This window comes from Tepidiphilus margaritifer DSM 15129 (assembly GCF_000425565.1).
GTDB lineage: Bacteria > Pseudomonadota > Gammaproteobacteria > Burkholderiales > Rhodocyclaceae > Tepidiphilus > Tepidiphilus margaritifer.
Map to the genome: position 1 here is coordinate 212,954 of NZ_AUDR01000014.1, position 26,101 is coordinate 239,054.

Sequence of the window (26,101 nt, forward strand, 5' to 3'; positions counted from 1 at the left end):
CGGCTCCTTCGGCATTCATTCAACCCACCCCATTCAACAGAGGCACGAAACGTACCGGGTCGTGCTCCGCGATCACGATACCGGAAGAGACTCGATCGACCACCCTCAGCGTTTGCGCCGCATCGCCCACCGGCATCACCAGCCGTCCGCCCTCGGCGAGCTGCTCGATGAGCGCCGGCGGGACGACGGGCGCGGCGGCGGCGACGACGATCGAGTCGAACGGCGCCACTTCCGGCAGGCCCAGCATACCATCGCCGTGTTTCAGGCGCACGTGCGCCAAGCGAAACGGGCGAAGGTTTTCCCGCGCGAGTTCGAACAGCGCCCGGATGCGCTCGATCCCATAGACTTCCGGCGAGAGTTGAGCGAGCAGCGCCGTCTGGTACCCGCACCCCACCCCCACTTCCAGCGTCCGCCCCGCCTCGCGGCCGGCGAGCAGCAGCTCCAGCATCCGCGCCACCACATAGGGCTGGGAAATCGTCTGCTGAAAGCCGATCGGTAGCGCAATGTCGTCGTACGCACGCGGCTGCAGCCCTTCCTCGACGAAATGATGACGCGGCACGCGGCGCATCGCCTCGAGCACCCGCTCGTCGCGGATGCCCTCATGGCGCAGATTCTCGAGCAGACGCTCGAGCGCCCGCGCCGAGATGCCATCGAAGCGCACCGGTACCCGGTTCATGGCGCGCCCGTCTCCTGGAGCCAACGCTCCACCTCCGGCAGCAACTCGTAGTGCGTCAAATCCATTTGCAAGGGGGTGATCGAGACATAGCCCTCGGACACGGCATGAAAATCCGTTCCCTCGCTTGCCTCGGCGGCCTTACCCGCAGGGCCGATCCAATAGACCGTCTCACCGCGCGGGTTCTGCGCCGGAATCACCGCTTCGGCCTTGTGCCGCCGCCCCAAGCGCGTGACGCGATACCCCTTCAACCGGGGCAGCGGCACGTCGGGAATATTGACGTTCAGGAGCACCGCCCGCTGCGACAAAGGATGGGACATGAGCCGTTCGACCAGCCGGCGCGTGACATAGGCCGCCGTGGAAAAATCTTGGGGGGACTTGCTCACCAGCGACACGGCCAGCGACGGCACCCCCAACAGATAGCCTTCGGTTGCCGCGGCCACCGTGCCCGAATAGACGGTGTCATCGCCCATGTTCGCGCCGATGTTGATGCCCGAGATGACCATGTCCGGCTGCAGGTCGAGCATGCCGGTCACTGCGAGGTGTACGCAATCGCTCGGCGTGCCATTGACGAAATAAAACCCATTGGGCGCCCGCCGCACGATGAGCGGACGATCGAGCGTGAGGGAATTGCTCGCCCCGCTGCGGTCGCGCTCGGGGGCGACCACCGTCACCTCGCCCAGAGTGCGCAAGGTGTGCGCGAGCGCCTCGAGGCCGGGAGAAAAATAACCGTCGTCGTTGCTGAGCAGGAAACGCATGGATCGTTCGCGGGCTATCGTTCGTGTGTCGATATTACCACAGTGGTCCCATGCGTTTCATACGCCTCCCACGACCCATTCCAAAACGGTATCGGCCATCGCCCGGCGCACGGATTCCGTCGCCCCCAGGGCCGGCAAAACCTCGATCGAGACGTCTGGATGCGCGGCACGCACGGAATCCACCAGGCGCGGCAGGTCTTCGCGCAGATGTCCACCGACGGCGATGAACACCGGCACCAGCACCACGCGCCGATGGCCGCGCGCGAGTGCCACCTCCACCGCCTCTGGCAGGCCGGGCGGGAGGAATTCGAGGAACGCCGGCTGCACGAACGCCCCGGGCAGAGACTGCCGCAGCTGCTGCGCCACCGCGAGCACCGGTTCCGCCCACTGGGGATCGCGCGCCCCATGCGCGAAGAGGATCACCGCCGGGGTCGTATTCATCTCCCCTCCTGCACCAAGCGTGCGACCACCCGTTCGGCGGCGATCAAGCCCATCGTGGCCGTCATCATCATGCTCGAGCCGTAGCCGGCACAGGCGAGCCCGGCGCGGGCATCACATAGGGCCTCGCGGCGCATCGGCTCGGCGGAGAACACCGCCGGGATGCCGAAACGCTCCCGGCCACGAGGAAAGCCATACTCACGGCGCAGCAGAGCCCGGGTCTTCGCCAGCAGCGGATCTTGAAGGGTGTGTGCCAGATCCGCCACCTCGATCCGCGCCGGATCGCGCTTGCCGCCAGCAGCTCCCGTCGTCACGAGGAAAATTCCCTGCGTCCGGCACTGCGCGGCCAGCGCCGCTTTCGCGCGGACCGCATCCACGGCATCGATCACCGCGTCCATCCCGGCGACGAGCGCGTCGCAATTCTCCGGCGTGAGAAAGTCGTCGATCGGCTCGCACGACAAGGAAGGATTGATGTCAGCCAAGCGCTCTGCCATCACGTCCACCTTGGCTCGCCCCAGCGTCGACGAGAGCGCATGCACCTGGCGGTTGCAATTCGACTCTGCCACCACATCGAGATCGATGAGGCGCAGCCCGCCCACGCCGCTGCGCACGAGCGCCTCGGCCGCCCAGGAACCGACCCCGCCCACGCCCACCACCGCCACTTTTCGGCGCAGCAAGCAGGCGAGCGTCCCCGTACCGTAGAGGCGCTCGATGCCGCCGAAGCGCCGCTCGAGGTCGATGGCCTCATTCATCCAGAGCTTGCCCGTTTCTGCCGATCGAGCCACACCCCCAAGCCTTGGGCGTTGAGCTCCATGTCCATGCGTAGAAATTCGGTGAGCGCCTCGCCCCGCAAGGGCCAAGCCTGACGCTCCGCCTCTTCCTGCATCAGGGCATCCAAGCCGGCGAGAATTTCCAGGTGCCGCGCAACTCCCTCACCGCGGGCCGCTCGCGCAACCTCGACGTAGGCGTCGATCAAACGGTGCAGATCCGCCGCCAGTCGCTCGAGTTCGCGTACCCGGCCGAAATGCGTCAGATAAGCGGCCGTGGGACGGGCGGCAAGGATCCGGTCGATGGAGGCATGGAGCGCTTCCGGTTCGAATTCGGTGGGGGTAGTCGTCGGAATCACCGAAGCCCGCCCTGCCACGTCCAACTCTCGGTAGGAAAGCCCGAACGTATCGCCGGTATAGATCGCCTGCGCCACTGGATCATGGATGACGATATGGTGACGTGCATGACCCGGCGTGTGCCAGATCGTCAGAGGCCGCTCACCGAAAAGGAGCGTTTGGCCATCCTCGACGGCAATCACCCGTTCGGGCGGCACCGGCACGAGGTGCCCGTACATCGCATACGTTTCGGCTTCGCCATAGACGGCGGCGGCCGCCTGCCATAAGCGCGACGGATCGATCATGTGGCGTGCGCCGCGCGGGTGCACCACCAAACGGGCATTGGGCAAGGCAGCCATCAGGTGCCCCGCCCCGCCAGCGTGATCCAGATGCACGTGCGTGAGCAGGACGTAGTCCACCGCCTGCGGAGGAACATGGCTCGCCGCCAGCGCCTCCAAGACCCGCGGCACCGAGGCATTCACGCCGGTATCGACCACTGCCGCCCGCCCGTCCTGCACGATCAGGTGCACCGCCGCCAGCCCCGAGCGAAGATAGCCCGTATCGACGGTGAGCACCCCGTCCTCGTGTGCGATCACATAGTCCACCGTTGTCCCCTTTCGCTTGGCAGGTCCAGCCCTGCCTCTTCATGGTAGCGAAAGACCCTGCTCGCCGCATCCGCAGTGTTCCCCGATCCAGCGATTCCGGCGAGCCGGCAAACGAAAATCCCGATACGGGAAATCCCTGCACCGGGATGATCGAAACCCGGAGCGATCCCCTGCCTCAGAACGGGATGTCGTCTTCCTCGAATCCGTTGTCGAAGCCCCCTTTGGCCGCCGGCGCCGACTGGGCGCTTGGGCGTGGTGCGGCAGCAGGCGAAGGAGCGCCCTCATCCATCGGCGCATCGGCGCCGCCTCCGGCACCACCGCGCGAACCGAGCATGCGCATCACGTCGCCGCGAATCTCGGTGGTATAACGCTCTTGACCGCTCTGATCGGTCCATTTGCGCGTTCGCAGGCTGCCCTCGATATAGACCGAGGAGCCCTTGCGCAGATATTGCGCCGCGATCTCCGCCTGACGGCCGAAGAACACCACCCGGTGCCACTCGGTGGCCTCTTTGCGCTCACCGGTAGCCTTGTCCTTCCAGGTCTCGGTGGTGGCGAGGGAAAAAGTACACACGGCCTCGCCGCTGGGCATGTAGCGCGTCTCGGGATCTCGGCCGAGGTTGCCGATCAGGATCACTTTATTGACCGATGCCATCGTTTCTTCCTCTTCAGGATGTGCGTGAATCTTTGGGCGTTGCCGGCGGTTGCAACCCCAGGCTCAAAGCATACCATGCGAGCGCGAGCCCTGCCGCCGCCCAGTGGATCGCCTGCGGCGAGAGGGTTTGTGCGATCAGCCCTCCCACCCAGCCGCCACAAAAAAGTCCCAGGGATTGCAAGGTGTTGTACACGCCGAGCACGGCTCCCTTGCGTTCCGGCGGTGCGATGCGTGACACCCAGGAGGGCTGGGTCGCCTCCAGGATGTTGAAGGCGACGAAAAACCCCGTGAGCCACAACCCGATCATCCACAAATCGTTCGCCCATAAGGCGAACCCGAGTTGCACCACGGCGAGCAACGCAATGGCAGCCAGATAGACCGGTTTCAGGCGAGCATGGCGCTCGGCGAAGACGATGGCTGGCACCATCACCGCGAAAGAAACGAGCACTGCCGCCAGATAGACGCTCCAATGGCGCTCAAGCGGCAACCCTCCCCGCGTAACCAAGGCCCCCGGCACCACCACCCACATCGCCATCTGGATGAAATGCAGCAAAAATACGCCCGCATCGAGCCGCAGCAGCCGGGAATCCCGGAGCACCCCCCACAAGGACGTGCGAGGCACCGTTGCGGCAACAGCGGGTCGATTCGGCGTGGGCACGCCCCGCCAGACCATCACCGCCGCGCCGGCGGCAAGCAGCCCCGTGAAGAGGAAGATGCCGCGCATCCCCACCAGGCCGTAGAGCGCCGGCCCCAGCACCAGCGAGAGGGCAAACGTGAGGCCGATGGTCGAACCGATCATGGCCATGGCCCGCGTGCGATGCGTCTCGGGCGTGAGGTCGGCCACCAGCGCCGTCACGGCGGCCGAGATCGCCCCCGCGCCCTGCAAGGCACGCCCCCAGGTGAGCCAGTGCAGATCGGGCGCAAAAGCAGCCACGAGGCTGCCCAGCACGAAGAGCCCGAGTCCGGCGACGATCACCGGTTTGCGCCCGAAGCGGTCGGAGGCTGCGCCGAAAGGAATCAGCAGCACCGCCTGGGTAAGCCCGTAGATGCCGATCGCCAGGCCGATCGCCGCCCTGTCCTCACCGCCCGGCAAGTGCCGGGCGTATTCGGAAAAAACAGGAAGGATGAGAAAGAGCCCCAGCATGCGCAGCGCGAACACCGCCGCGAGCCGCACCACCGCCATCCGTTCGCTGCGAGAGAGTCGATCATCCATGCGCACACTCCGGCAAAAACGAAGCCGGCCACGAAGGCGGCCGGCTTCCTCGAGATTCACGACGAATCCCGCCGCCTCAGGCCGGCAGGATACTCTCGCCCATCAGATAGAGATCGACCGCGCGAGCCGCCTGCCGCCCCTCGCGGATCGCCCAAACGATCAGCGACTGGCCGCGGCGCACGTCCCCGGCAGCGAACACGCCCGGCACGCTGGTCGCGTAGGCTCCAGGTCCTTCGGTCGGCGCGGCGGCGTTGCCGCGTGCATCTTTTTCCACGCCGAAGGCTTCGAGCAGTGCCCCGAGCGGATGGACGAATCCCATGGCGAGCAGCACGAGATCGGCGGGAATCTCGAATTCCGAGCCCGGGATCTCTTTCATCTGCCCCCCGCTCCAGTCGAGCCGCGCCAGGCGCAGCGCGCGCACGCGGCCATTCTCACCCAGGAAGGCCTTGGTGAGCACGGCGAACTCGCGTTTCACCTCCCCCTCCAGGTGCGAGGTCGAGGTGCGCAGCTTGTTCGGCCAGTAAGGCCAAGTGAGGGCCTTGTCCTCCTGCTCGGGCGGACGCGGCATGAGCTCGAGCTGGGTCACCGATTTGGCACCGTGGCGAATCGCCGTGCCCACGCAGTCGGCGCCGGTGTCGCCGCCGCCGATCACCACCACGTGCTTGCCCTTGGCTGAGATCGGATTGGGTGCGTCGCCGGCCACTTCCCGGTTTTGCGGGATGAGAAACTGCAGGGCGAAGTAGACGCCTTCGAGCTCGCGCCCCGGCACCGGCAGATCGCGCGGCACTTCCGAACCCGCGGCGAGCACCACCGCGTCGAACTCGCGGCGCAGCTCCTCGGCGGAGACGAAACTCTTGGCCGCGTTTTGGATCGCGGCGGGAGTATCCGACGCCCCGACGAGCACGCCGGTGCGAAAACGCACCCCTTCGGCCTCCATCTGCGCCAGCCGCCGGTCGATGAGCCATTTCTCCAGCTTGAAGTCGGGGATGCCGTAGCGCAGCAGGCCACCGATGCGGTCGTTCTTCTCGAAGAGCGTCACCTCGTGCCCGGCGCGCGCCAATTGCTGCGCCGCCGCCATGCCCGCCGGGCCGGAGCCAACCACCGCGACTTTCTTGCCGGTCTTGCGCTTGGGCGGATGCGGCAGCACCCAGCCGCGTTCCCAGGCGAGATCGATGAGGAAACGCTCGATCGACTTGATGCCGACGGCCTCGTCATTGATGTTGAGCGTACAGGCCGCCTCGCACGGTGCCGGACACACACGGCCGGTGAATTCGGGGAAATTGTTCGTCGCATCGAGCGCGTTCCAACCCTCGCGCCAACGCTTGCGATAGACGAGGTCGTTCCAGTCCGGGATGAGGTTATTCACCGGACAGCCGTTGTGGCAGAAAGGAATGCCGCAGTCCATGCAGCGCGCGCCCTGGATCGTCGCCTCGTTCTCCGAGAGGCGATGCACGAACTCCTTGTAATGCCGGATCCGCTCGGGAACCGGATCGTAGGCTTCCGTGACGCGGCGGTATTCGAGAAAACCTGTGGGTTTGCCCATTTCCTTGCAGTCTCCAGAGAGAATCAGGCCATGCTGGCCGCACGGGCGGCAGCGAGTTCGCGCAGCGCGCGACGGTATTCATGAGGCATCACCTTGACGAACTTGGCGCGCCACAGGCTCCAGTGCGCCAGGATCTCCTTGGCGCGGCGGCTGCCGGTGAGGCGCGCATGGCGCTCGATGAGCCCTTTGAGGATGAGCTCATCGCCCATCGTCAGGTGGTCGATGCGAACGAAACCGTGCGTTTCGAGTTCGGGGCCGAAGTCGGACTGCGCCCGCACCTCCAGCTCCTCGGGCAGAGGCTCGAGCGCCACCTGCACCTGGTTGCACTTCTGCGCGAAATCCCCGTCGATGTCGAGCACATAGGCAACGCCACCCGACATGCCGGCGGCGAAGTTGCGCCCGGTACGTCCGAGCACCACCACCGTGCCGCCCGTCATGTATTCGCAGCCGTGGTCACCCACGCCCTCGACGACGGCGACCGCCCCCGAATTGCGCACGGCAAAGCGCTCACCGGCCACGCCGCTGAAGTAGGCTTCGCCCTCGATCGCCCCGTAGAGCACGGTATTGCCGACGATGATGTTCTCCGGCGCCTCGCCGCGGAAAGCCGGATCGGGGCGCACGATGACGCGCCCGCCCGAGAGCCCCTTGCCGACATAATCGTTGGCTTGGCCGATCAGGTCGAAGGTGACACCGCGCACGAGGAAGGCGGCGAAGCTCTGCCCGGCCGTGCCGCGGAACGTGAATCGCACCGTATCGTTGGGCAAACCCTCATGGCCATAACGCTCGGCGATGCGGCCGGAGAGCATCGCGCCCACCGTGCGGTTGACGTTGCGGATCGGCACCTCGGCGTGCACCACCTTGCGCGCCTCGATCGCCGGCTTGGCGAGTTCGAGCAAGTGCAGATCGAGCGCCTTGTCGAGCCCGTGGTCCTGGGTCTCGCAGTGGCGAGTGGCCACCCCCTCCGGCGCTTCGATGCGCGCGAGCACCTTGCCGAAGTCCAGCCCCTTGGCTTTCCAGTGATCGACGGCCTCGCGCACGTCGAGCAGATCCACCCGGCCGATGAGCTCATCGAACGTGCGCACGCCGAGCTCGGCCATGATGCGACGCACTTCCTCGGCCACGAAGAAGAAGTAGTTGATCACGTGCTCGGGCTGCCCGGAGAAACGCCGGCGCAGCTCGGGATCCTGCGTCGCCACCCCCACCGGGCAAGTGTTGAGATGGCACTTGCGCATCATGATGCAGCCGGTGACCACCAACGGCGCCGTGGCGAAGCCGAACTCGTCGGCACCGAGCAGCGCGCCAATGACCACGTCGCGCCCCGTCTTGATCTGACCGTCGACCTGCACCCGTACCCGGCCGCGCAGGCGGTTCATCACCAGCGTCTGCTGCGTCTCCGCCAGACCCAGCTCCCAAGCCGAACCGGCGTGCTTGATCGAGGAGATGGGCGAAGCCCCCGTGCCGCCGTCGTGCCCAGCGATCACAATGTGATCCGCCTTGGCCTTGGCCACGCCCGCCGCGACGGTACCCACCCCTACCTCGGCCACCAGTTTCACCGAGATCGAGGCCTTCGGATTGGCGTTCTTCAGGTCGTGGATGAGCTGGGCCAGATCCTCGATCGAATAGATGTCGTGGTGCGGCGGCGGCGAAATGAGGCCGACGCCCGGCACCGAGTGGCGCAGAAAGCCGATGTACTCGGTGACCTTGTGCCCCGGCAGCTGACCGCCCTCGCCGGGTTTGGCACCTTGCGCCATCTTGATCTGGATCTGATCGGCATTGACGAGATATTCGGCCGTCACTCCGAAGCGGCCGGACGCCACTTGCTTGATCGCCGAGCGCAGGCTGTCGCCGGGCTTGAGCTCGAGATCGCGGGCGATGCGATGCGGTCCGATCACCTCCGAGAGTTTGGTCGGTTTGGCGATTCGTTTGAATCGCGCCGGATCCTCGCCGCCTTCACCCGTGTTGGATTTGCCGCCGATGCGGTTCATCGCCACGGCGAGCGTGGTGTGCGCTTCGGTGGAGATGGAGCCGAGCGACATCGCTCCCGTGGCGAAGCGCTTGACGATCTCGCTCGCCGGTTCGACCTCTTCGAGCGGAATCGGCTGCGCCGCCTTGCGGAAGCGGAAGAGGCCACGCAAGGTCATGAGGCGCCGGCTCTGGTCGTTGATGATGCGGGCGTATTCTTCGTACGTCTCGAAACGCCCCGAGCGCGTGGCATGCTGCAGCTTGGCGATGGCATCCGGCGTCCACATGTGCTCCTCGCCGAAGCGCCGGTAGGCGTACTCGCCGCCGACGTCGAGCCGGTTCTCGAGGAAGAGGTTCTCGCCAAACGCCGCCCGGTGCAGGCGGATCGCCTCGTCCATCAGATCGAAGACGTCCAGCCCCTCCACCTGGCTCACCGTGCCGGTGAAGTACTTGTCGCACACCGACTGTTTGATGCCCACGGCCTCGAAAATCTGCGCGCCGGTATAAGACATGTAAGTCGAGATGCCCATTTTGGACATCGTCTTCATCAGCCCCTTGCCAATGGCCTTGATGAAGTGTTTGACGTATTCCTTCTCCTGTTTCTCGTCGCCGTTGGCGAGCTCACGCAGCGTCATCAGCGCGAGATAGGGATGCACGGCCTCCGCCCCGTAGCCCGCGAGCACGGCGAAATGGTGCACCTCGCGCGCCGAGCCGGTCTCGACCACCAGGCCGGTGCGGGTGCGCAGCCCCTTGTTGACCAGGTGCTGGTGGATGGCAGAAGTGGCCAGCAGCGCCGGGATGGCGACGTGCTCGGCATCGACTTTGCGATCGGACACGATGAGCAGGTTGTAGCCATTGAGCACCGCATCCTCGGCCTGGGCGCACAGCGAGGCGAGCCGCGCCTCCACCGCGTCTTTACCCCAGGAAACGGGATAGCAGATGTCGATCTCGTGACTGCGGAAACGATCCTTGGTAAAGCGGGCGATGTCGCGCAGCTTGGCCATCGCCTCGAAATCGAGCACCGGTTGCGGCACTTCGAGCCGGTAGGGCGGGTTGATCTCGTTCAACTCCAGCAGGTTCGGTTTCGGACCGATGAAGGAGACGAGCGACATCACCATCTGCTCGCGGATCGAATCGATCGGCGGGTTGGTCACCTGCGCGAAGAGCTGGCGGAAGTAATGGTAGATGGGCTTGGGCCGCGCCGAGAGCACTTCGAGCGGCGCGTCGTTGCCCATCGACCCCACCGCCTCCTCCCCGGTCTCGGCCATGGGATCGAGGATGAACTTGAGGTCTTCCTGGGTATAGCCGAAAGCCTGCTGCAGATCGAGGATGGGGACGTGCGACTGCGCCGCATACACGGCGGCGCTGCCGGGCGCGGGCAGGGAATCGATCTTGATGTTGATGCGCTGGATCCACTCGCGGTAAGGTTTGGCGTTGGCGAGCGTTTCCTTGAGCTCCTTGTCGTCGATGATGCGGCCCTGCTCCATGTCGATGAGGAACATCTTCCCCGGCTGCAGGCGCCACTTGCGCACGATCTTTTCCTCGGGAATCGGCAACACGCCGGCCTCGGACGCCATGACGACGAGATCATCGTCGGTGACGAGGTAGCGCGCCGGCCGCAAGCCGTTGCGATCGAGCGTCGCCCCGATCTGGCGGCCATCGGTGAAGGCCACCGCCGCCGGGCCATCCCAGGGCTCCATCATCGCCGCGTGGTACTCGTAGAAGGCGCGACGCCGCTCGTCCATGAGGGTGTGTGCCTCCCAGGCTTCGGGGATGAGCATCATCATGGCGTGCGCGAGCGTATAGCCGCTCATCACCAGGAGCTCGAGCGCGTTGTCGAAAGAGGCCGAATCCGACTGTCCCGGATAGATGATGGGCCAGAGCTTTTCCAGATCCTTGCCCAGCAAGGTGGAGGAGACACCCCGCTCGCGTGCCCGCATCCAGTTGTAGTTGCCGCGCAGGGTGTTGATCTCGCCGTTGTGCGCGATCATGCGGAACGGATGGGCGAGGTTCCACTTGGGAAAGGTGTTGGTCGAGAACCGTTGGTGCACCAGCGCGAGCGCCGATTCGGTGCGCGGATCGGCGAGGTCGCGATAGTAGCGTCCGACCTGGTTGGCGAGCAGCAGCCCTTTGTAGACGACGGTGCGCGCCGACATGGAAGGGACGTAGAATTCCTTGGCATGCTCGAGCTCGAGCGCACGAATGGCGTTGGCCGAGCGGCGCCGGATCACGTAGAGCTTGCGCTCGAGCGCGTCGGTGACCATGACTTCGGGGCCGCGACCGATGAAGATCTGCCGGATCACCGGTTCGTTGGCCTTCACCGCCGGCGACATGGGCATGGTGCGATCGACGGGTACGTCGCGCCAGCCGAGCACCACTTGTCCCTCGGCACGTACCGCCCGCTCGATCTCTTCCTCGCAGGCCAGGCGCGAGGCAGTCTCCTGCGGCAAGAAAATCATCCCCACGCCGTAGTCGCCGGCCGGCGGCAAGGTCACTCCCTGCTTGGCCATCTCTTCCCGATAGAGCCGGTCCGGGATCTGGATAAGGATACCGGCCCCATCGCCTTGCAGGGGATCGGCCCCCACGGCACCACGGTGATCGAGATTTTTCAGGATCTCCAGCCCCTGAGTGACGATATCATGGCGTTTGACGCCTTTCAGGTGGGCGACGAAACCGACGCCGCAGGCGTCGTGTTCGAACTCGGGACGATAGAGACCGGCAGATGGCGACGATTCGGACATGGTCAGGCTTTCCTCGACTCGGATCCAATGACGGTGAAAGAAAGGGCGCGCCGCTGTGGCGCTACGGGATCGACCGGGGACCGTTGCGAGAGACGGGCGGAGTATCCTGGCGCGCGAAAAGGCGGGCGGAACAATATACCGTCGAAGGGGCCATCGATCAAGATCGCACCGAGAAAAAATTTGTCCCTGGCGCTATTTCAGCCAAAGTCGGACAAAACGCTCAGAACGCCTCTTCCAGACCGAAAATGCGGCGATGCTCGCGAACGGCATAGCGGTCGGTCATCCCGGCGATGTAATCGGCCAAGGCGCGACGGCCTTTCTCCGCGAAACGTCGCCGGTACCCCTCTGGCAGCAGGGAAGGATCGGCGGCATAGGCGGCGAAGAGCTCACGGATGATGCGCTGCGCGCGGCGGTTCATGTCGATCACCCGCGGATGGCGGTAGAGCTGGAGAAAGAGAAAACGCTTGAGCAGCGCGACTTCTTCGCGCATCGCACTCGAATGCTGCACGAGCGGCGGCGCGCGGCGTACATCTTCGACGCAGGCGGGATCGGCCTCGGCGATACGCCGCCGAGTCTCCCCGACGAGGTCGAGCACCATGAGCGAGATCATGCGGCGAATCGTTTCATGGATGAGCCGCTTGCGCTCCAGACCCGGATAGCGCGCCTCCACCTCGGCCCGCGTGCGTGCGAAAATCGGCACTGCCTCGAGCGCCTCGAGGGTAAGGAGGCCGGAGCGCAGACCGTCGTCGATGTCATGGTTGTTGTAGGCGAGCTCGTCGGCCAGGTTGGCGATCTGCGCTTCCAGCGAGGGGCGCAAGTCGCGGCGAAAACGCTCGGCAACCTCTCCCAGCCGGGCCCAGTGTTCCGGACGACAGTGCTTCAAAATACCCTCGCGCGTCTCGAACATGAGGTTGAGCCCGTCGAATTCGGCGTATTTTTCCTCGAGTTCGTCGACGATGCGCAGCGACTGCAGGTTGTGTTCGAACCCGCCCTCGTCTTTCATGCACTCGTCGAGCGCCTCCTGCCCGGCGTGCCCGAAAGGCGTATGCCCCAGGTCGTGCGCCAAAGTGATCGCCTCGACCAGCACGTCGTTCACGCCGAGCATCTGAGCGATCGATCGCCCGATCTGCGCCACTTCCAGTGAATGAGTGAGCCGCGTGCGAAAGTGATCCCCGACGTGGTTGACGAAGACCTGCGTCTTGTATTCCAGCCGGCGAAAGGCGCTCGAATGCACGATCCGGTCGCGGTCGCGCTGGAACTCGCTGCGCGGCGCCGCGCTCGGCTCCGGGTGCCGGCGCCCGCGGCTCGCCGCTTCATGGACCGCGTACGGGGCCAGCATCTCAGCTCCTTGCTTCGATCGCGGCGCGCAATACGGATGGCGCCACGTCTGCCGTCACCACCGCCTTGCCGATCCCTTGGAGCAGGACCAGGCGTAGCCGCCCACCGCTCACTTTCTTGTCGCCGGCCATCCAGTGCAACATCTCATCCACCGGCAAGCCGGGCCCCTGTACCGGCAGACCGGCCCGGATCAAGAGCCCCTCGATGCGCGCGAGCTCGCCCTCATCGATCCAGCCCAGGCGCAGTGACACCTCGGCCGCCATCAGCATCCCCACGGCCACCGCCTCACCGTGCAGCCAATCGACGTAGCCTGTCCCCGTCTCGATCGCATGGCCGAAGGTATGTCCGAGATTGAGCAGGGCCCGTTCGCCACGCTCGGTCTCGTCAGCCGCCACCACTTCGGCCTTGTTGCGACAGGAGCGCTCGATGGCGAAGGCCACCGGTTCCGGCTCCAGCGCGAGCAACGCCTCCATGTGCCCCTCGAGCCAATCGAAGAAGGCGGCATCCCGGATGAGACCGTACTTGATCACCTCGGCGAGCCCCGCGCGCAGCTCGCGCAGCGGCAGGGTCGCGAGCGTATCGGTGTCGATGAGCACGGCACGAGGTTGATGGAAAGCTCCGATCATGTTCTTGCCGCGCGGATGGTTGATCGCCGTCTTGCCGCCCACGGAAGAATCGACCTGCGCCAGGAGCGTGGTGGGCATCTGCACGAAAGGAGCCCCACGCTGCCAGGTGGCGGCGGCAAAACCCGTCATGTCGCCAATGACGCCTCCGCCCAGGGCGATGAGGGTGGTGGCACGCTCGGCGCGGGTATCGACGAGCGTGTCGTAGACTTTTTCCAGCGTCTGCCAGTTTTTGTACTGTTCCCCGTCGGGCAGCACCACCGAGTCGACGCGCACGGCGTGACGCTCCAGCATGGTCGTTACGCGCTCGAGATAGAGCGGCGCCACCGTCTCGTTCGTGACGAGCACCGCGCGCGGCTGCTCCAGGTGCGGCAGCAGCAACTCATGGGCCGTAAGCACGCCGGAACCGATGAAAATAGGATAGGACCGCTCACCCAGATCGACGGCCAGCTCACGCATCCCCTTCTCCTTGCGCGATCACTACCCTTTCCCCTCTACCCGACAGGTAGTCGCGTACCGCCTCCTCGACGCGCGCGAGCATGGCCGCGGGCTTCATTCGACCGCCATCGACGACGATGTCGGCCGCCTCGCGATAGAGCGGGTCACGCTGGGCATAGAGTTCGAAAATACGCTGCCGCGGCTGTGGCACCTGCAGCAGCGGCCGATGGCGGTCGTGCCGCAGCCGCTCCCACAGTACCTCCGGTGGCACGTGCAGATAGACGACGATGCCCCGGCGGCGCAGCTGCGCCCGATTCTCCGGCCGCAGTACCACCCCGCCGCCGGTGGCGAGCACGATGTCCTCGCGGCCGAGCAGTTCGGCGAGCAGCCGCGTCTCGCGCTCGCGAAATCCCTCCTCGCCCTCGACGGCGAAGATCGTGGGAATGGAGACGCCGGTACGCGCCTCCAATTCTTGGTCGCTGTCGATGAAAGCCAGCCCGTGTCGTGCCGCATAAGCGCGCCCGACGGTCGTCTTGCCAGCCCCCATCATTCCGATGAACACAATGGGCTCCACCCGATACGCTCACGTTCGTTGATCGAGGCTAGTGTACCGTAAAAAGCCCTGCCATACAGTGCAAAAACCCACCCCTGAGCAGGGCGGGTTTTTGGAGGACATAACCGCGGGATCAGCGCAGGCGCAAGTCTTCGGCCACGATTCTTGGCGTGAGGAACACCATCAGCTCGGTGCGCGTCGCCGAATTGGATTTGTTGCGAAAAAGGTTACCAAAGACCGGGACATCGCCCAACCAGGGCACCTGATCGACGCCGTTGGTTTCATTTTCTTGGAACAAACCACCGAGAACGATCGTGCCGCCGTTATCGACCAGAACGTCGCTCACCACTTCACGCTTGCGGATCGGCGGGTTGCCTTGAATGCTACGTGAGTAGTCCGGCTGATCGTCATGTACCACTACCTTCATACGAATGCGGCCATCCGGCGTGAGCACCGGCGTGACGCGAAGTTCGAGCACCGCCTCCTTGAACTGGACGTTGGGAGAAGTCATGTTGTTGGCCGTCACCGTGGTCACGTAAGGAATTTCTTGACCGACGGCAATACGCGCCTCGATGTTGTTCGCCGTCATGATCTTCGGGTTGGAGACGATACGTGTTTTCCCCGTGACTTCGGCCAGGTTGAGTTCCAGGTTGAGGAAACGCGTCGCCGACCGGTTGAAGATAGAAAGGGCAAAAGTCGAAAACTGACCTTCATTGATATTGTTGTTCTGTTGGAAGAATGGTCGGCTGATCGGCCCGATATTAAAGTAATCTGCCGAAATGATTGGCCTACCATTCGTATTGAGGCGCGCCCCGATCTCTTTGTTGAAATTCGAGGACACCTCGAGAATGCGCGCCTCGATCACCACCTGACGTGGCGGCACGTCGATCTGTTTCAAGAGCTCCCGCACCGCTTGAAGGCGCTCTTCAACATCAGTAATGAAGAGCTTGTTAGTGCGCATGTCGAAGGTCGCCATGCCACGGTCGGAGAGCATTTTCTTGGTATTGTTATTGCTTCCCCCGGTCGTGTTGTCATTGGAGATCATTTGATAGATCTCGGAGGCCGAATGGTAGTTGATCTGAAAGCTCTCGGTGACCAACACCCCTTTCTCGATGCTCTGGTTGAGCGCGTCCAGACGCACCTTCTCCTGCTCGGCGATCTCCTGCGCCGGGGCAACCCAGATGACATTGCCCTGCTGACGTTTATCGAGCTTTTTGTTCTGCAGGATGATGTCGAGCGCCTGATCCCAGGGCACGTCGACCAGGCGCAACGTGATGGTACCCTGCACGGTGTCGGAGACGACGATGTTGAAGCCACTGAAGTCGGCCAGCACCTGCAACACGGCACGCACGTCGATGTTCTGGAAGTTGAGCGTGAGTCGCTCGCCCTTGTACTGGGGCTTGCCCACGAGCACCTTGTTGGGGTCTTCCTGAACCGGCTGGATGTCGACGACGAAGAGCGCGTCGGCCTGATAGGCGGTGTGCTGCCAGTTGCCCTTGGGCTCGATCACGAGCACGGTATCACGCCCGCGCCGCTCGAAGCGGAAACTCTGCACCGGCGTGGCGAAATCGGTCACGTCGCTGCGGCGGTAGAGCTCCTGCGGCAGCGCCGTCTCGGGGAAGACGACCTCGATGCGCTCGCCGGCACGGCGCAGGTCGGGCGCGATCTCAGGGGTGGAGAGATGCACCATCACCTTGCCCTCACCGTTCGTTCCCCGCCGGAAGTCGACCGAGAGGATCGAAGGAACGACGGCCCCACCCCCCGACGAGGCGGCTTGCCCCACCGCCTGCGTCTGGTAGGGAACGAGGGCTTCCTGCGCCTTGCTGGCCATTTGAGCGGCGGTACCGGCTTCGAGCTCGAGACCCCAGCCCGAGCCGATCTGGGCGAGGCGGTAGGTCATCGGCTGCGACAGGGCAAGGACGACCCTCAAGCGCCCGGCCGCCTCGACTGCGTAGATCCGCTCGATGCCGTTGCGTTTGATCTCCCGCGAGGGCGCCCCCAACTGGCTCTTCGCATTGGGAAAATCGATGACGATGCGCGAGGGGCTAGTGAGCGCGAAATGCGAGGGATTGACGACGCTCCCCTCGAAGACGAAATCGACCCTCATTCCCCCCTGTCCCGATTCCACGAGGGAAATGTCTTTGAGGAGCGCGGCCTTCTCCTCGGCCATGGCCGGACGCCCGCCGGCCAAGAGCAGCATCAGGCACATTCCCAAGACGAGCATCCCCATCCAGCGTGCGGCGGCACCCCTCTTGGCCTCGAAACCAAGAACTTCTCCAGCTGCGCGAATCATCGTTTTTCCTCCAAGTTCAATTCCACCGGCCGCTTGATCCAATGCTGTTCGGTATCCTGCACCATTTCTTCGATCTTGACCTTGGTCTCCTCGATCGCCACGACCCGGCCGAAATTCTGTCCGAGATAGGATCCCACCGTGACGGGATAGACACCGTCCGGCGCCTCTATCAGCGCCCGAATCTCTTTGCCCCGGCGCAATATCCCCCTGAGCTTGAGCTCTTCGAGCGAGAAGCGCTCGAGCGGCTCACGCGGCCGATTCATGTCCGGAGCAGGCAAACCCCCTCCCTTGGCCGACTTGAGCGCCGGCGGGGCTAGACGGCCAGGGTCGAAGGGGTCGGTCAAATCCTGGGCTTTATAAACCACCGGAGGAAACGGTTTGACTTCGGGAAGCGGCGGAACCCGCCCTTTCAGACCTTTGGCAGACTCCTCCATCCATTGCTGGATGTCAGTCACGTCCGAAGGAGGGGCCTCGACGCATCCGGCCAGCAGGAACACGGCCAAAACCGACGTCAACGCCGGCAGTGAAGGAAAGCTCATTTTTTCCCTCCTTTCCCCGCCGGCTGGGCTGCGGTCGCGTTGAGCTCTTCCTCGTCCAGATAACGGTAGGTATGCAGCGTCGCCTCGAACTTCAGGCCCACGTCTTTCTGCGGGGCGAGCTTGATGTCGCCGAACGTCACCACCCGCGGCATGGAAGAGACGTCGCTGAGGAAACCGGCAATCTCGTGGTACCCCCCTTCGAGCACGATCGCCACCGGCATCTCGACGTAGAAGTCACGCCGCGCCTCATCCCCCGGGCGAAACAGTTCGAAGCGTAGGCCGCGCTTCAGCCCGAACTGATGCACGTCTTGCAGCAGGGCGTCCATTTCGGATTTGCTCGGCAACTGCTTCAACAGAGCGCCGAACTGGGCTTCGGCCGTGCGCAGTTGGGCGCGATATTCGGGTAGATTGACCGCTTGCCGCTTCTTCGCCAGCCACTGGTCGCGCAACTCTTTCTCCTGCCCCTTGACACGTTCGAGCTCCTCGGCCTGTGAGGTCCAGAAAAACCACCAGGCACCGGCGACGATGAGGGCAAACAGCAGCACCATGACCGTGATTTGAGGAGCCGGCGGCCATCTGCCGGGATCTTGAGGATCCAGGTCACGGAACTGCCTGATCCAACGCAACGGGTCGCGCCGCAGATCGAAGCGCACATCGACTTTCATGGTTTGCCCTCCGCCGCCGGTTTTTCCGCCCCCATCGCCTCGATCACGGGACGGTCCATGCGCAACTGCAAGGCGAACCGAACCACCCTTTGCCCGTTTCTATCGAGGCCCAAGGTCTCGATGAGCCGCACGTCGGTGAGATAAGGCGAGGCATCGAGGGAACGCATGGTCTCGGAGACGCGCGCGTTCGACTGGGAAATGCCGCGCAAGGTCACGAGGGCGTCGCGCCGCTCCAAGGACTCGAGAAAAGTGGCTTCGGGAAGGCGCCGGGGCAGCTCGTCGAAGAGCAGCACCGGCTCGACGCGACGTGCGCGCAGGGACTCGATGACGTTCTTGCGGGCGACGATGCCATCGATGAGGGTGCGCAGTTCTTTGAGCTCGGCAAGCTGCTTGTCGAGCTGGCCGATCTGCTCGGTGAGGAAGCGGTTACGCTCCTGCTGTCGCTCGATGAGCCCATTGAGGTAGAGAGAGCCGATGATGCCAACGAGCACCCCGGCCAAGGCAGCGGCGACGAGCCCGCTGTAGAACAGGCGCCGGCGCCGTTCTCGCAGCGCTTCGCGCCAGGGCAAGAGATTGATACGGGTCACTGATCGAACCTCCGCAGGGCGAGACCGGTGGCGATGACCATGCGCGGCGCGAGACTAGGGCGAAGGCGGTCACGCAGGCGCGGATGGACCTGAAAACCCTTCCAGGGGTCGGCCACTTCGACGGGAGCCGCCACCCGTTGCCGGACGGCGTCGGGGAGCATCGGCAAAGCCGCCAGGCCCCCGCCCAGGACGACCCGATCGACGTGATCCGAGGACTGGGTTGCAAAAAAATATTGCAGCGCCCGGGCGATTTCCTGGGCGAGCGTGTCACAAAAAGGAACCACCACCTGGCCGAGGAGATCGACCGGCCAGCGATGTTCTTCGGTCATCTGCTCTACTTCCTGAGCCGTTTTGCCGCTGCGGCGCATCAATTCGCGGGCGAGCTGCTGCCCTCCCACGGGCTGGGTGCGATCGAAAACGCGCCTGCCGCGATGGAAGACGAACACTTCCAAGAGGTTCGCCCCGAGATTACAATGCGCCTCGATGCGTTTCGACCTTTCTTCCTCGCTACCCCGAACCAGGGCCCGTTGCCACGCGAGCGAGGCGACATCGACCACCGCGGGTTCCACACCGACCGCATCGGCGAGCGCCACGAGCTCATCGACGCGGTCGCGCCGGGCCGCGACGATGAAGACCTCGACGGTTTCTTCGAGATGGCCCGGCCCCGTGATCTCCCAGTCGAGCGCGACCTCTTCGAGCGGGAAGGGGACGAAACGCGCCGCCTCCATCAGGACGAGCTCTTCGAATTCGCGTTCGCTCTCCAGGGCGGCCAGCGTCACCGTCTTCATCATCACGACGGCATCTGGCAAGGCGAAGGCGAGCCGCTTCGCCCCCCCGTGGTGCTGGGAAATCGCGGCGCGCAAGGCCTGCGCCACCCCATCGAAGTTGACCAGCGCGTTGTCGACCATTGCCCCTTCGGCAAGTGGCACGATGACGCTTTGTTCGATGAGCGGAACTTCGATGCTGCCAGACAATTCCAATGTTTTGACCGCGGAAGCCGAAAGGTCGACCCCGATCAGCCCACTTCCGCTACCGCTCCCCCACCCCAGCAACTTGTCCCAGATCATCCGATGGCCCCCTGTCCGGCATCATGCCTCACGGTCGCGCGGCAATTATAATCGGCATATCCATCCAAGGACAACGCCCTTTCACTCGGTATAATCAAAAAACTTTCTACGGACACCCTCATGTCTCGGGTCAAAACCTCGATACTCGCCCTATTCGCCTTGGGAATCGCCGCCTGTGGCATTCTTGCAACGACCATCGTCCTCGCCTGGCAGCAGCTGCCCACGCTCGATCAGCTCATCGACTATCAGCCGAAGATCCCCTTGCGCGTCTACTCCGCCGAAGGCGAACCCCTGGCGGAGTTCGGCGAAGAGAAGCGTGTCGTCTTAAACGTCAATGTCATACCAGATCACCTCAAGCAGGCCATCCTCGCCGCCGAGGACGAGCGCTTCTACGAGCACCCCGGCATCGACGTGCAAGGCATCGTTCGCGCCGCCTTCGTCAATTTCGTGCGTGGCGGCAAGGCTCAGGGCGCCTCGACCATCACCATGCAGGTGGCGCGCAATTTCTACCTCTCGCGCGAAAAAACCTTCAACCGCAAGTTCTACGAGATCCTGCTCGCCCTCAAGATCGAGCGCGAACTGAGCAAGGATCAGATCCTCGAGCTCTACCTCAACCAGATCTACCTCGGCCAACGCGCCTACGGCTTCGCCGCCGCAGCGCAGACCTATTTCGGCAAGCCGGTGCAGGCGCTCACGCTGGCCGAGGCGGCGCTGCTCGCGGGGCTACCCAAGGCGCCTTCGCAGCTCAATCCCATTCGCAATCCCGAGGCGGCAAAGAAACGCCGCGAATACGTCCTCTCCCGCATGCTCGAAGCAGGATTCATCACGCAAGAACAATACACCGCGGCCATGGCCGAACCGATCGTGCTCGCCCAGGATCGCTATCGCAACGATCCGACCGCCGTAAACGCCAATGGCGTCGGCCAGTACGTCGCCGAGATGGCACGCCTCTTCGCACTGGAGCGATTCGGCGAAGCTGCTTATACTTCCGGCATTCAAATCTTCACGACGATTCGTCTGGCCGACCAGCGTGCGGCCGAGGCGGCCGTGCGTCACGGGCTCGTGGCTTATGACCGACGCCACGGCTACCGCGGCCCCGAAGGCATGCTCGACGCCAAAGCGGTAGCCGAGCGCGATTGGGATACCTTGGATGCCCAGCTCTCGTCCTACCCCGATTTCCCCGATGCACTGGCCGCCGTCGCGCTGGAAGCGAGCGAACGCAAACTCGTCGTCTGGCGTCACGGCAAAACGCTCGAATTCACTGACAAGGCGCTCGACTTCGTGCGCCGTAGCCTCAGTGCCAAGGCACCCGAAGAACAGCGTATACAGCCCGGCGCCGTCGTGCGTCTGCGACCGCTGGCAAACGACCAGTGGGAACTCACCCAGCTCCCCGAAGCCCAGGCGGCGCTCGTCTCGCTCGACGCCGACACCGGGGCGGTGCGTGCTCTCGTAGGGGGCTATGATTTTGGTCTGACGAAATTCAACCATGCCACCCAGGGCCAGCGCCAGCCCGGCTCTTCGTTCAAGCCGTTCATCTACTCTGCCGCGCTAGAGAAGGGATGGGGGCCTGGTAGCTGGGTCGAGGACGAACCACTCAGTTTTTCCGCCGAGGTCACCGGCAGCAAGGCTTGGGACCCCAAGAATTACGACGATCGCTACGAAGGCTGGATGCGCCTGCGCGACGCCGTGGCCAAGTCGAAGAACGTGGTCGCGATCCGCGTGCTCAACGACATCACGCCTGCCTACGCCCAACAATGGCTCACCCGTTTCGGCTTCGATCCGGCCAAGCACCCCGCCTACCTGACGATGGCGCTTGGGGCCGGCAGCGCCAACCCATGGGAGATGGCGCGGGCCTATGCGGTGTTCGCCAATGGCGGCTATCTCGTCGAACCCTATTTCATCCAAGAAGTGCGCGACGGACAAGGCAATCTGCTCCTGCGCGTTCAGCCCAAGGTCGCAGGACAAGATGCGCCCCGCGTGCTCTCCGAGCGCAACGCCTGGATGATGGACTCGTTGCTGCGCACGGTGGTCGAGCGCGGGACTGCCGCATCGGCACGGGTCCGGCTCAAACGCTCGGATCTGGCCGGCAAAACCGGCACGACCAACAACCAGGTCGATACCTGGTTTGCCGGTTATCAGCCCAAGATCGTCGCCGTGAGCTGGCTCGGTTTCAGCCAGCCGCGCTCGCTCGGACGGGCCGAGACGGGGGGACGCGCCGCACTGCCGATCTGGATCGAATACATGGAGACGGCGCTGCAAGGCCAACCCGAGGTCAAGCGTCCCATGCCCGAAGGCATCTCCACGGTGCTGCTTGACGGCAAACCAGAATACTATTACAGCGAATACCCGCCTCCCTCACCGTATCCGCCATCATCCGAACCCAGCGAAGAAGTTCCTCCGCCGAACGACATGACGGAAGATCCTTTTTACGATTTGATCCAGCAGCGGCGGCAGGGTGTGCCCGACGCCGCTCCTCGCGCTCCGGTGCTCGATCGTCCTTTTCTGAATTGAACGAGATTTGCGCTAGAATCCACCCATGAGCCGATCCCACGTGAGCCTCAAACATCATTTCTTGATCGCCATGCCCGACATGGCCGATCCCAATTTCGCCCAGACGGTGGTATATCTGGCCGAACACTCCGAAGAGGGCGCCATGGGGGTGATCATCAACCGCCCCACCGAGATCACCCTGGGGACGCTCTTCGAGCGCATCAACCTGTCCCTCCCTCAAGCCGATCTCGCGGTCCGCCCTGTTTTCTTTGGCGGGCCGGTCGCCACGGAGCGCGGATTCGTCCTGCATCGTCCCGGCGGTTCCTGGCACGGCACCACGGTGTTGCCGCACGGACTTGCCCTCACCAGTTCACGCGACGTGCTACAGGCAATCGGCGAAGGCAAGGATCCGCACGACTTCCTCGTCGTGCTGGGGCATGCAGGCTGGTCCCCCGGTCAGCTCGAACAGGAACTCGCACAGAACGCCTGGCTCACCGTACCGGCCGACCCCGAGATCATCTTCGGGGTAGAGCCGGAGCAGCGCTACGAAGCCGCATTGGCCCTCCTGGGCGTTGCCCTCCACCATCTCGTCATCCATGCCGGACACGGTTGAATCGGCCCTGCCGCAGCGCGGAACGGTGCTCGCTTTCGACTATGGCCTTGCGCGTACCGGCCTTGCCCAAGGCGATCTCGGGCTGCGCCTGGCGGTGCCACTCACCACGATTCCCTCGCGCGATGAGGCCGGCTTTTTCGCCGCCATCGCCGCGCTCGTCGAAGAGTGGCAGCCGGTGCTCCTCGTCGTCGGCCGCCCCGGCGAAGCGCAAGACCACGAACACGGGCAGCGCTGCGAGCGCTTCGCCCGCCGCCTGCACGGCCGCCACCGGCTTCCCGTGGTGCTGGTCGATGAAGCCTTCTCTTCCTGTGTGGCCGAACGCCAACTCGTGGAAGCCGGCCACCGCGACTGGCGGCGTCGCAAACCGGTACGCGATGCACTCGCGGCATGCGCCATCCTGCAAAGTTTCTTCGACGGCGCACCTTGGCGCGATGCCGTCGCCTCCACCAAGGAGCCTGCATGAACCCGATACCCGAGGCGGAAGGCCTCTACTCGACGCTGCGCAAACGGCTCGCTGCCGACATCGACCGGTTCGATGCTCTGGTGGGCATCCATTCCGGCGGAGCCTGGCTCGCCGAGCGGCTGCAGCGCGAGCTCGCCCCTTCCAAGGCGCTCGGCAGCATCGACGTCTCGTTTTACCGTGACGATCTCGCCCAGCGGGGTCTGGGGCGCTCGCGCGTGCGCGCCTCCCACATCCCTTTCCCGGTGCAGGATGCGCGGATCCTGCTCGTCGATGACGTGCTCTATACAGGCCGCACCGTACGCGCAGCGATCAACGAGCTCTTCGACTACGGCCGCCCGGCGCGTGTAGAACTTGCCGTGCTCGTCGACCGCGGCGAACGGGAACTCCCCATCTGCGCCCGTTACGTGGCCCATACCCTGCCCCAGCCGCTGCCCGCCGGCGAGCGGCTCGAACTCGCCCGCGACGAAGCGGGCCTCTTCACCCTCCGGACCCTGCGCGATGAGCCACCCACAACTCGATGAACATGGCCGCTTACAGCACCTCCTGAGCCTCGACGGACTGCCGCGCGAGGTGTTGCTCCAGATCCTCGACATGGCCGAACCTTTCCTCGAAGTCACCGAGCGTGAGGTAAAGAAGGTGCCCTTGCTGCGCGGCAAGAGCGTCTTCAACCTCTTCTTCGAGAATTCCACCCGCACGCGCACCACCTTCGAGATCGCCGCCAAGCGGCTGTCGGCCGACGTCATCAACCTCAACGTCAGTACGAGCTCCACCACCAAGGGCGAGTCGCTACTCGATACCATCGACAACCTCTGCGCGATGAACGCCGACATGTTCGTCGTACGCCACGCGAGCAGCGGCGCGCCTTTCCTCATCGCCCGCCACTTGCGCGAGCGCGGCCTCGAGCACGTCCACGTGGTCAATGCCGGCGACGGACGCTACGCCCACCCCACCCAGGGGCTGCTCGACATGTACACCATCCGGCATTACAAGAAAGATTTCTCCGGGCTGACGGTGGCCATCGTCGGCGACGTGCTCCACTCGCGTGTGGCCCGCTCCGAGATCGCCGCACTCACCACGCTGGGCGTGGGCGAGCTGCGCGTGATCGGCCCCAAAACACTGTTGCCCGTCGGGCTCGAACAGTTCGGCGCCCGGGTCTTCCACGATCTGCGCCAGGGCTTGCGTGACGTCGACGTCGTCATGATGCTGCGCCTGCAAAACGAGCGCATGAAAGGGGCATTACTGCCCTCGAAGGAAGAGTACCACCAACGCTTCGGGCTCACGCCCGAGAAACTCGCGCTCGCCAAGCCCGACGCCATCGTCATGCACCCTGGACCGCTCAACCGCGGCATCGAGATCGACTCGGCGGTGGCCGATGGCCCCCGGTCGGTGATCCTGCCGCAAGTCACTTTCGGCATCGCCGTGCGCATGGCGGTGATGAGCCTGCTCGCCGGACAAGGAGCCCAAGCATGAGAGTGCGCATCCGCGGCGCCCGCCTCGTCGATCCCCGTCGCCACCAGGAAGAGCTCGCCGATCTGCTGATCGCCGACGGACGCATCGTCGGCCGCGGCCCGGACCCGGATTTCCACGCCGATCAGACGATCGAAGCCGAAGGGCTGGTCGTCTGCCCCGGCCTCATCGACACCTTTGCACGCTTGCGCGAGCCGGGGTTCGAGTATCGCGCCACGCTCGCCTCCGAGCTCAAGGCGGCCGTCGGCGGCGGCATCACCCGTGTCGTCACCCCGCCCGACACCGATCCCCCGCTCGACGAAGCCGGCCTCGTCGAGATGCTGCGTTTCCGCTCCGAAGCGCTGGGGCTTGCCCGCGTGCACCCGGTGGGCGCACTCACCCTTGGTCTCAAGGGTGAACGGCTCGCGGAAATGGCGCTCCTCACTGAAGTCGGCTGCGTCGCCCTGGGTCAGGCCGACGTACCCATCGCCGACAGCCTGTCGCTCTTTCGTGCCTTCCAGTACGCCGCGACCTTCGATCTCCCCGTGTGGCTCACGGCCTCCGACCCATGGCTCGCGGCAGCCGGCTGCGCGCACGACGGGGAAGTCGCCGCCCGCCTGGGCCTGCCGGGCGTTCCCGCCTGCACCGAGACGATCGCCTTGGCGCGGCTACTGGAACTCGCCCGCGCCACCGGCGTGCGTCTGCACGTGCAACACCTCTCGAGCGCCGCTTCGCTGCCGCTGCTCGCCCAGGCGAAAGCCTCGGGGCTACCCGTGAGCGCCAGCGTCTCGGCGCTGCACCTTGTCTGCAGCGAACACGACATCGGCCACTTCGACACCCACGCACACGTGATCCCCCCGTTGCGCAGCCAAGCCGACCGTGCAGCGCTCGCTCAGGCCGTCGCCGAAGGGCTGATCGACGTGATCGACTCGAACCACACCCCGGTCGACGACGACGCCAAGGCCGTACCTTTTGCCGAGAGCGAACCCGGCGCAACCGGGCTGGAACTGCTGCTGCCGCTCACCCTCGCGTGGGCGCGCGAGCGCGGGCTCGACCTCGCCGCGGCGCTCGCCCCCATCACCGACCATCCTGCCCGGCTCCTCGGCCTGGAAGAGGCAGGACATTTAGGAGCAGGCGCGGTGGCCGACCTCTGCCTCTTCGATCCCCAAGCCCCTTGGCAGGTCACGCCCGAGTCGCTCGCAAGCCTCGGGAAGAACACGCCGCTCTTGGGGCAAACGGTACAGGGGCGCGTGGTGGCCACTCTGGTAGGCGGCCGACCGGTCTTCAGTCGCTGAGCA

At 64.7% G+C, this 26,101-nt stretch carries 23 protein-coding genes; 6 read left to right on the plus strand and 17 right to left on the minus strand.

What is annotated here, in order from left to right; translation table 11 throughout:
- Window positions 1-19 precede the first annotated feature (19 nt).
- The 17 genes from H607_RS0103620 to pilM form a co-directional block, all read right to left on the minus strand.
- Window positions 20-676 (minus strand): protein-L-isoaspartate(D-aspartate) O-methyltransferase, encoded by a 657-nt coding sequence (locus H607_RS0103620; protein WP_083961920.1) that lies wholly within the window; start codon window positions 674-676, stop codon window positions 20-22.
- On the minus strand, window positions 673-1,431 hold the full coding sequence (surE, locus tag H607_RS0103625; protein WP_028874302.1) for a 5'/3'-nucleotidase SurE: 759 nt from the start codon (window positions 1,429-1,431) through the stop codon (window positions 673-675). The genes H607_RS0103620 and surE overlap by 4 nt, the downstream gene beginning before the upstream one ends.
- A 57-nt stretch (window positions 1,432-1,488) precedes the next feature.
- Complete coding sequence (locus tag H607_RS0103630) at window positions 1,489-1,872, minus strand: sirohydrochlorin chelatase (protein ID WP_028874303.1); 384 nt, start codon at window positions 1,870-1,872, stop codon at window positions 1,489-1,491.
- Window positions 1,869-2,621 carry a tRNA threonylcarbamoyladenosine dehydratase gene (locus H607_RS0103635; protein WP_028874304.1) on the minus strand — a complete coding sequence of 251 codons (753 nt, stop codon included), beginning with the start codon at window positions 2,619-2,621 and terminating at the stop codon, window positions 1,869-1,871. The genes H607_RS0103630 and H607_RS0103635 overlap by 4 nt, the downstream gene beginning before the upstream one ends.
- Window positions 2,618-3,577, minus strand: a complete 960-nt coding sequence (locus tag H607_RS0103640; protein ID WP_028874305.1) for an MBL fold metallo-hydrolase — start codon at window positions 3,575-3,577, stop codon at window positions 2,618-2,620. Before H607_RS0103640 ends, H607_RS0103635 begins: the two co-directional genes overlap by 4 nt.
- 175 nt (window positions 3,578-3,752) lie before the next feature.
- Window positions 3,753-4,229 (minus strand): single-stranded DNA-binding protein, encoded by a 477-nt coding sequence (gene ssb / locus H607_RS0103645; RefSeq protein ID WP_028874306.1) that lies wholly within the window; start codon window positions 4,227-4,229, stop codon window positions 3,753-3,755.
- 13 nt (window positions 4,230-4,242) lie between these two features.
- Complete coding sequence (locus tag H607_RS0103650) at window positions 4,243-5,442, minus strand: MFS transporter (protein WP_037989417.1); 1,200 nt, start codon at window positions 5,440-5,442, stop codon at window positions 4,243-4,245.
- A gap of 76 nt (window positions 5,443-5,518) precedes the next feature.
- Window positions 5,519-6,985 carry a glutamate synthase subunit beta gene (locus tag H607_RS0103655; protein ID WP_028874308.1) on the minus strand — a complete coding sequence of 489 codons (1,467 nt, stop codon included), beginning with the start codon at window positions 6,983-6,985 and terminating at the stop codon, window positions 5,519-5,521.
- A 23-nt stretch (window positions 6,986-7,008) separates the two neighbouring features.
- On the minus strand, window positions 7,009-11,688 hold the full coding sequence (locus tag H607_RS0103660; RefSeq protein WP_028874309.1) for a glutamate synthase-related protein: 4,680 nt from the start codon (window positions 11,686-11,688) through the stop codon (window positions 7,009-7,011).
- A 220-nt stretch (window positions 11,689-11,908) separates the two neighbouring features.
- The gene (locus H607_RS0103665) at window positions 11,909-13,027 is read right to left on the minus strand and encodes a deoxyguanosinetriphosphate triphosphohydrolase (protein WP_028874310.1); all 1,119 of its coding nucleotides are present in this window, start codon (window positions 13,025-13,027) and stop codon (window positions 11,909-11,911) included.
- 1 nt (window position 13,028) lies between these two features.
- The gene (gene aroB / locus H607_RS0103670; protein WP_028874311.1) at window positions 13,029-14,108 is read right to left on the minus strand and encodes a 3-dehydroquinate synthase; all 1,080 of its coding nucleotides are present in this window, start codon (window positions 14,106-14,108) and stop codon (window positions 13,029-13,031) included.
- Window positions 14,101-14,661 (minus strand): shikimate kinase, encoded by a 561-nt coding sequence (locus H607_RS13585; RefSeq protein ID WP_088178692.1) that lies wholly within the window; start codon window positions 14,659-14,661, stop codon window positions 14,101-14,103. The genes aroB and H607_RS13585 overlap by 8 nt, the downstream gene beginning before the upstream one ends.
- Window positions 14,662-14,773: 112 nt before the next feature.
- Window positions 14,774-16,933 carry a type IV pilus secretin PilQ gene (locus tag H607_RS0103680; RefSeq protein ID WP_051240620.1) on the minus strand — a complete coding sequence of 720 codons (2,160 nt, stop codon included), beginning with the start codon at window positions 16,931-16,933 and terminating at the stop codon, window positions 14,774-14,776.
- Window positions 16,930-17,472 carry a pilus assembly protein PilP gene (locus tag H607_RS0103685; RefSeq protein WP_037989419.1) on the minus strand — a complete coding sequence of 181 codons (543 nt, stop codon included), beginning with the start codon at window positions 17,470-17,472 and terminating at the stop codon, window positions 16,930-16,932. The genes H607_RS0103680 and H607_RS0103685 overlap by 4 nt, the downstream gene beginning before the upstream one ends.
- Window positions 17,469-18,137 (minus strand): type IV pilus inner membrane component PilO, encoded by a 669-nt coding sequence (locus tag H607_RS0103690; RefSeq protein ID WP_051240621.1) that lies wholly within the window; start codon window positions 18,135-18,137, stop codon window positions 17,469-17,471. Before H607_RS0103690 ends, H607_RS0103685 begins: the two co-directional genes overlap by 4 nt.
- Window positions 18,134-18,724 (minus strand): PilN domain-containing protein, encoded by a 591-nt coding sequence (locus H607_RS0103695; protein WP_028874315.1) that lies wholly within the window; start codon window positions 18,722-18,724, stop codon window positions 18,134-18,136. The genes H607_RS0103690 and H607_RS0103695 overlap by 4 nt, the downstream gene beginning before the upstream one ends.
- Entirely contained in the window at window positions 18,721-19,791 is a 1,071-nt protein-coding gene (gene pilM / locus H607_RS0103700; RefSeq protein WP_028874316.1) for a type IV pilus assembly protein PilM, read from the minus strand. The genes H607_RS0103695 and pilM overlap by 4 nt, the downstream gene beginning before the upstream one ends.
- A gap of 120 nt (window positions 19,792-19,911) precedes the next feature.
- On the opposite strand from pilM, the gene H607_RS11595 reads away from it, so the two are divergent.
- From H607_RS11595 to H607_RS0103730, 6 genes are read left to right on the plus strand one after another with little or no spacing between them, the layout of a single operon-like run.
- Window positions 19,912-22,302, plus strand: coding sequence for a penicillin-binding protein 1A (locus H607_RS11595; RefSeq protein WP_037989421.1), 2,391 nt, complete (start codon window positions 19,912-19,914; stop codon window positions 22,300-22,302).
- Window positions 22,303-22,327: 25 nt separating this feature from the next.
- A complete protein-coding gene (locus H607_RS0103710) occupies window positions 22,328-22,894 on the plus strand; it encodes a YqgE/AlgH family protein (protein WP_028874317.1) in 567 nt (188 codons plus the stop codon).
- The gene (gene ruvX / locus H607_RS0103715) at window positions 22,878-23,357 is read left to right on the plus strand and encodes a Holliday junction resolvase RuvX (RefSeq protein ID WP_028874318.1); all 480 of its coding nucleotides are present in this window, start codon (window positions 22,878-22,880) and stop codon (window positions 23,355-23,357) included. The genes H607_RS0103710 and ruvX overlap by 17 nt, the downstream gene beginning before the upstream one ends.
- The gene (gene pyrR, locus H607_RS0103720; protein WP_028874319.1) at window positions 23,354-23,878 is read left to right on the plus strand and encodes a bifunctional pyr operon transcriptional regulator/uracil phosphoribosyltransferase PyrR; all 525 of its coding nucleotides are present in this window, start codon (window positions 23,354-23,356) and stop codon (window positions 23,876-23,878) included. The genes ruvX and pyrR overlap by 4 nt, the downstream gene beginning before the upstream one ends.
- The gene (locus H607_RS0103725; RefSeq protein ID WP_028874320.1) at window positions 23,856-24,827 is read left to right on the plus strand and encodes an aspartate carbamoyltransferase catalytic subunit; all 972 of its coding nucleotides are present in this window, start codon (window positions 23,856-23,858) and stop codon (window positions 24,825-24,827) included. Before pyrR ends, H607_RS0103725 begins: the two co-directional genes overlap by 23 nt.
- On the plus strand, window positions 24,824-26,098 hold the full coding sequence (locus H607_RS0103730; RefSeq protein WP_028874321.1) for a dihydroorotase: 1,275 nt from the start codon (window positions 24,824-24,826) through the stop codon (window positions 26,096-26,098). The genes H607_RS0103725 and H607_RS0103730 overlap by 4 nt, the downstream gene beginning before the upstream one ends.
- The last annotated feature ends 3 nt before the right edge of the window (window positions 26,099-26,101 follow it).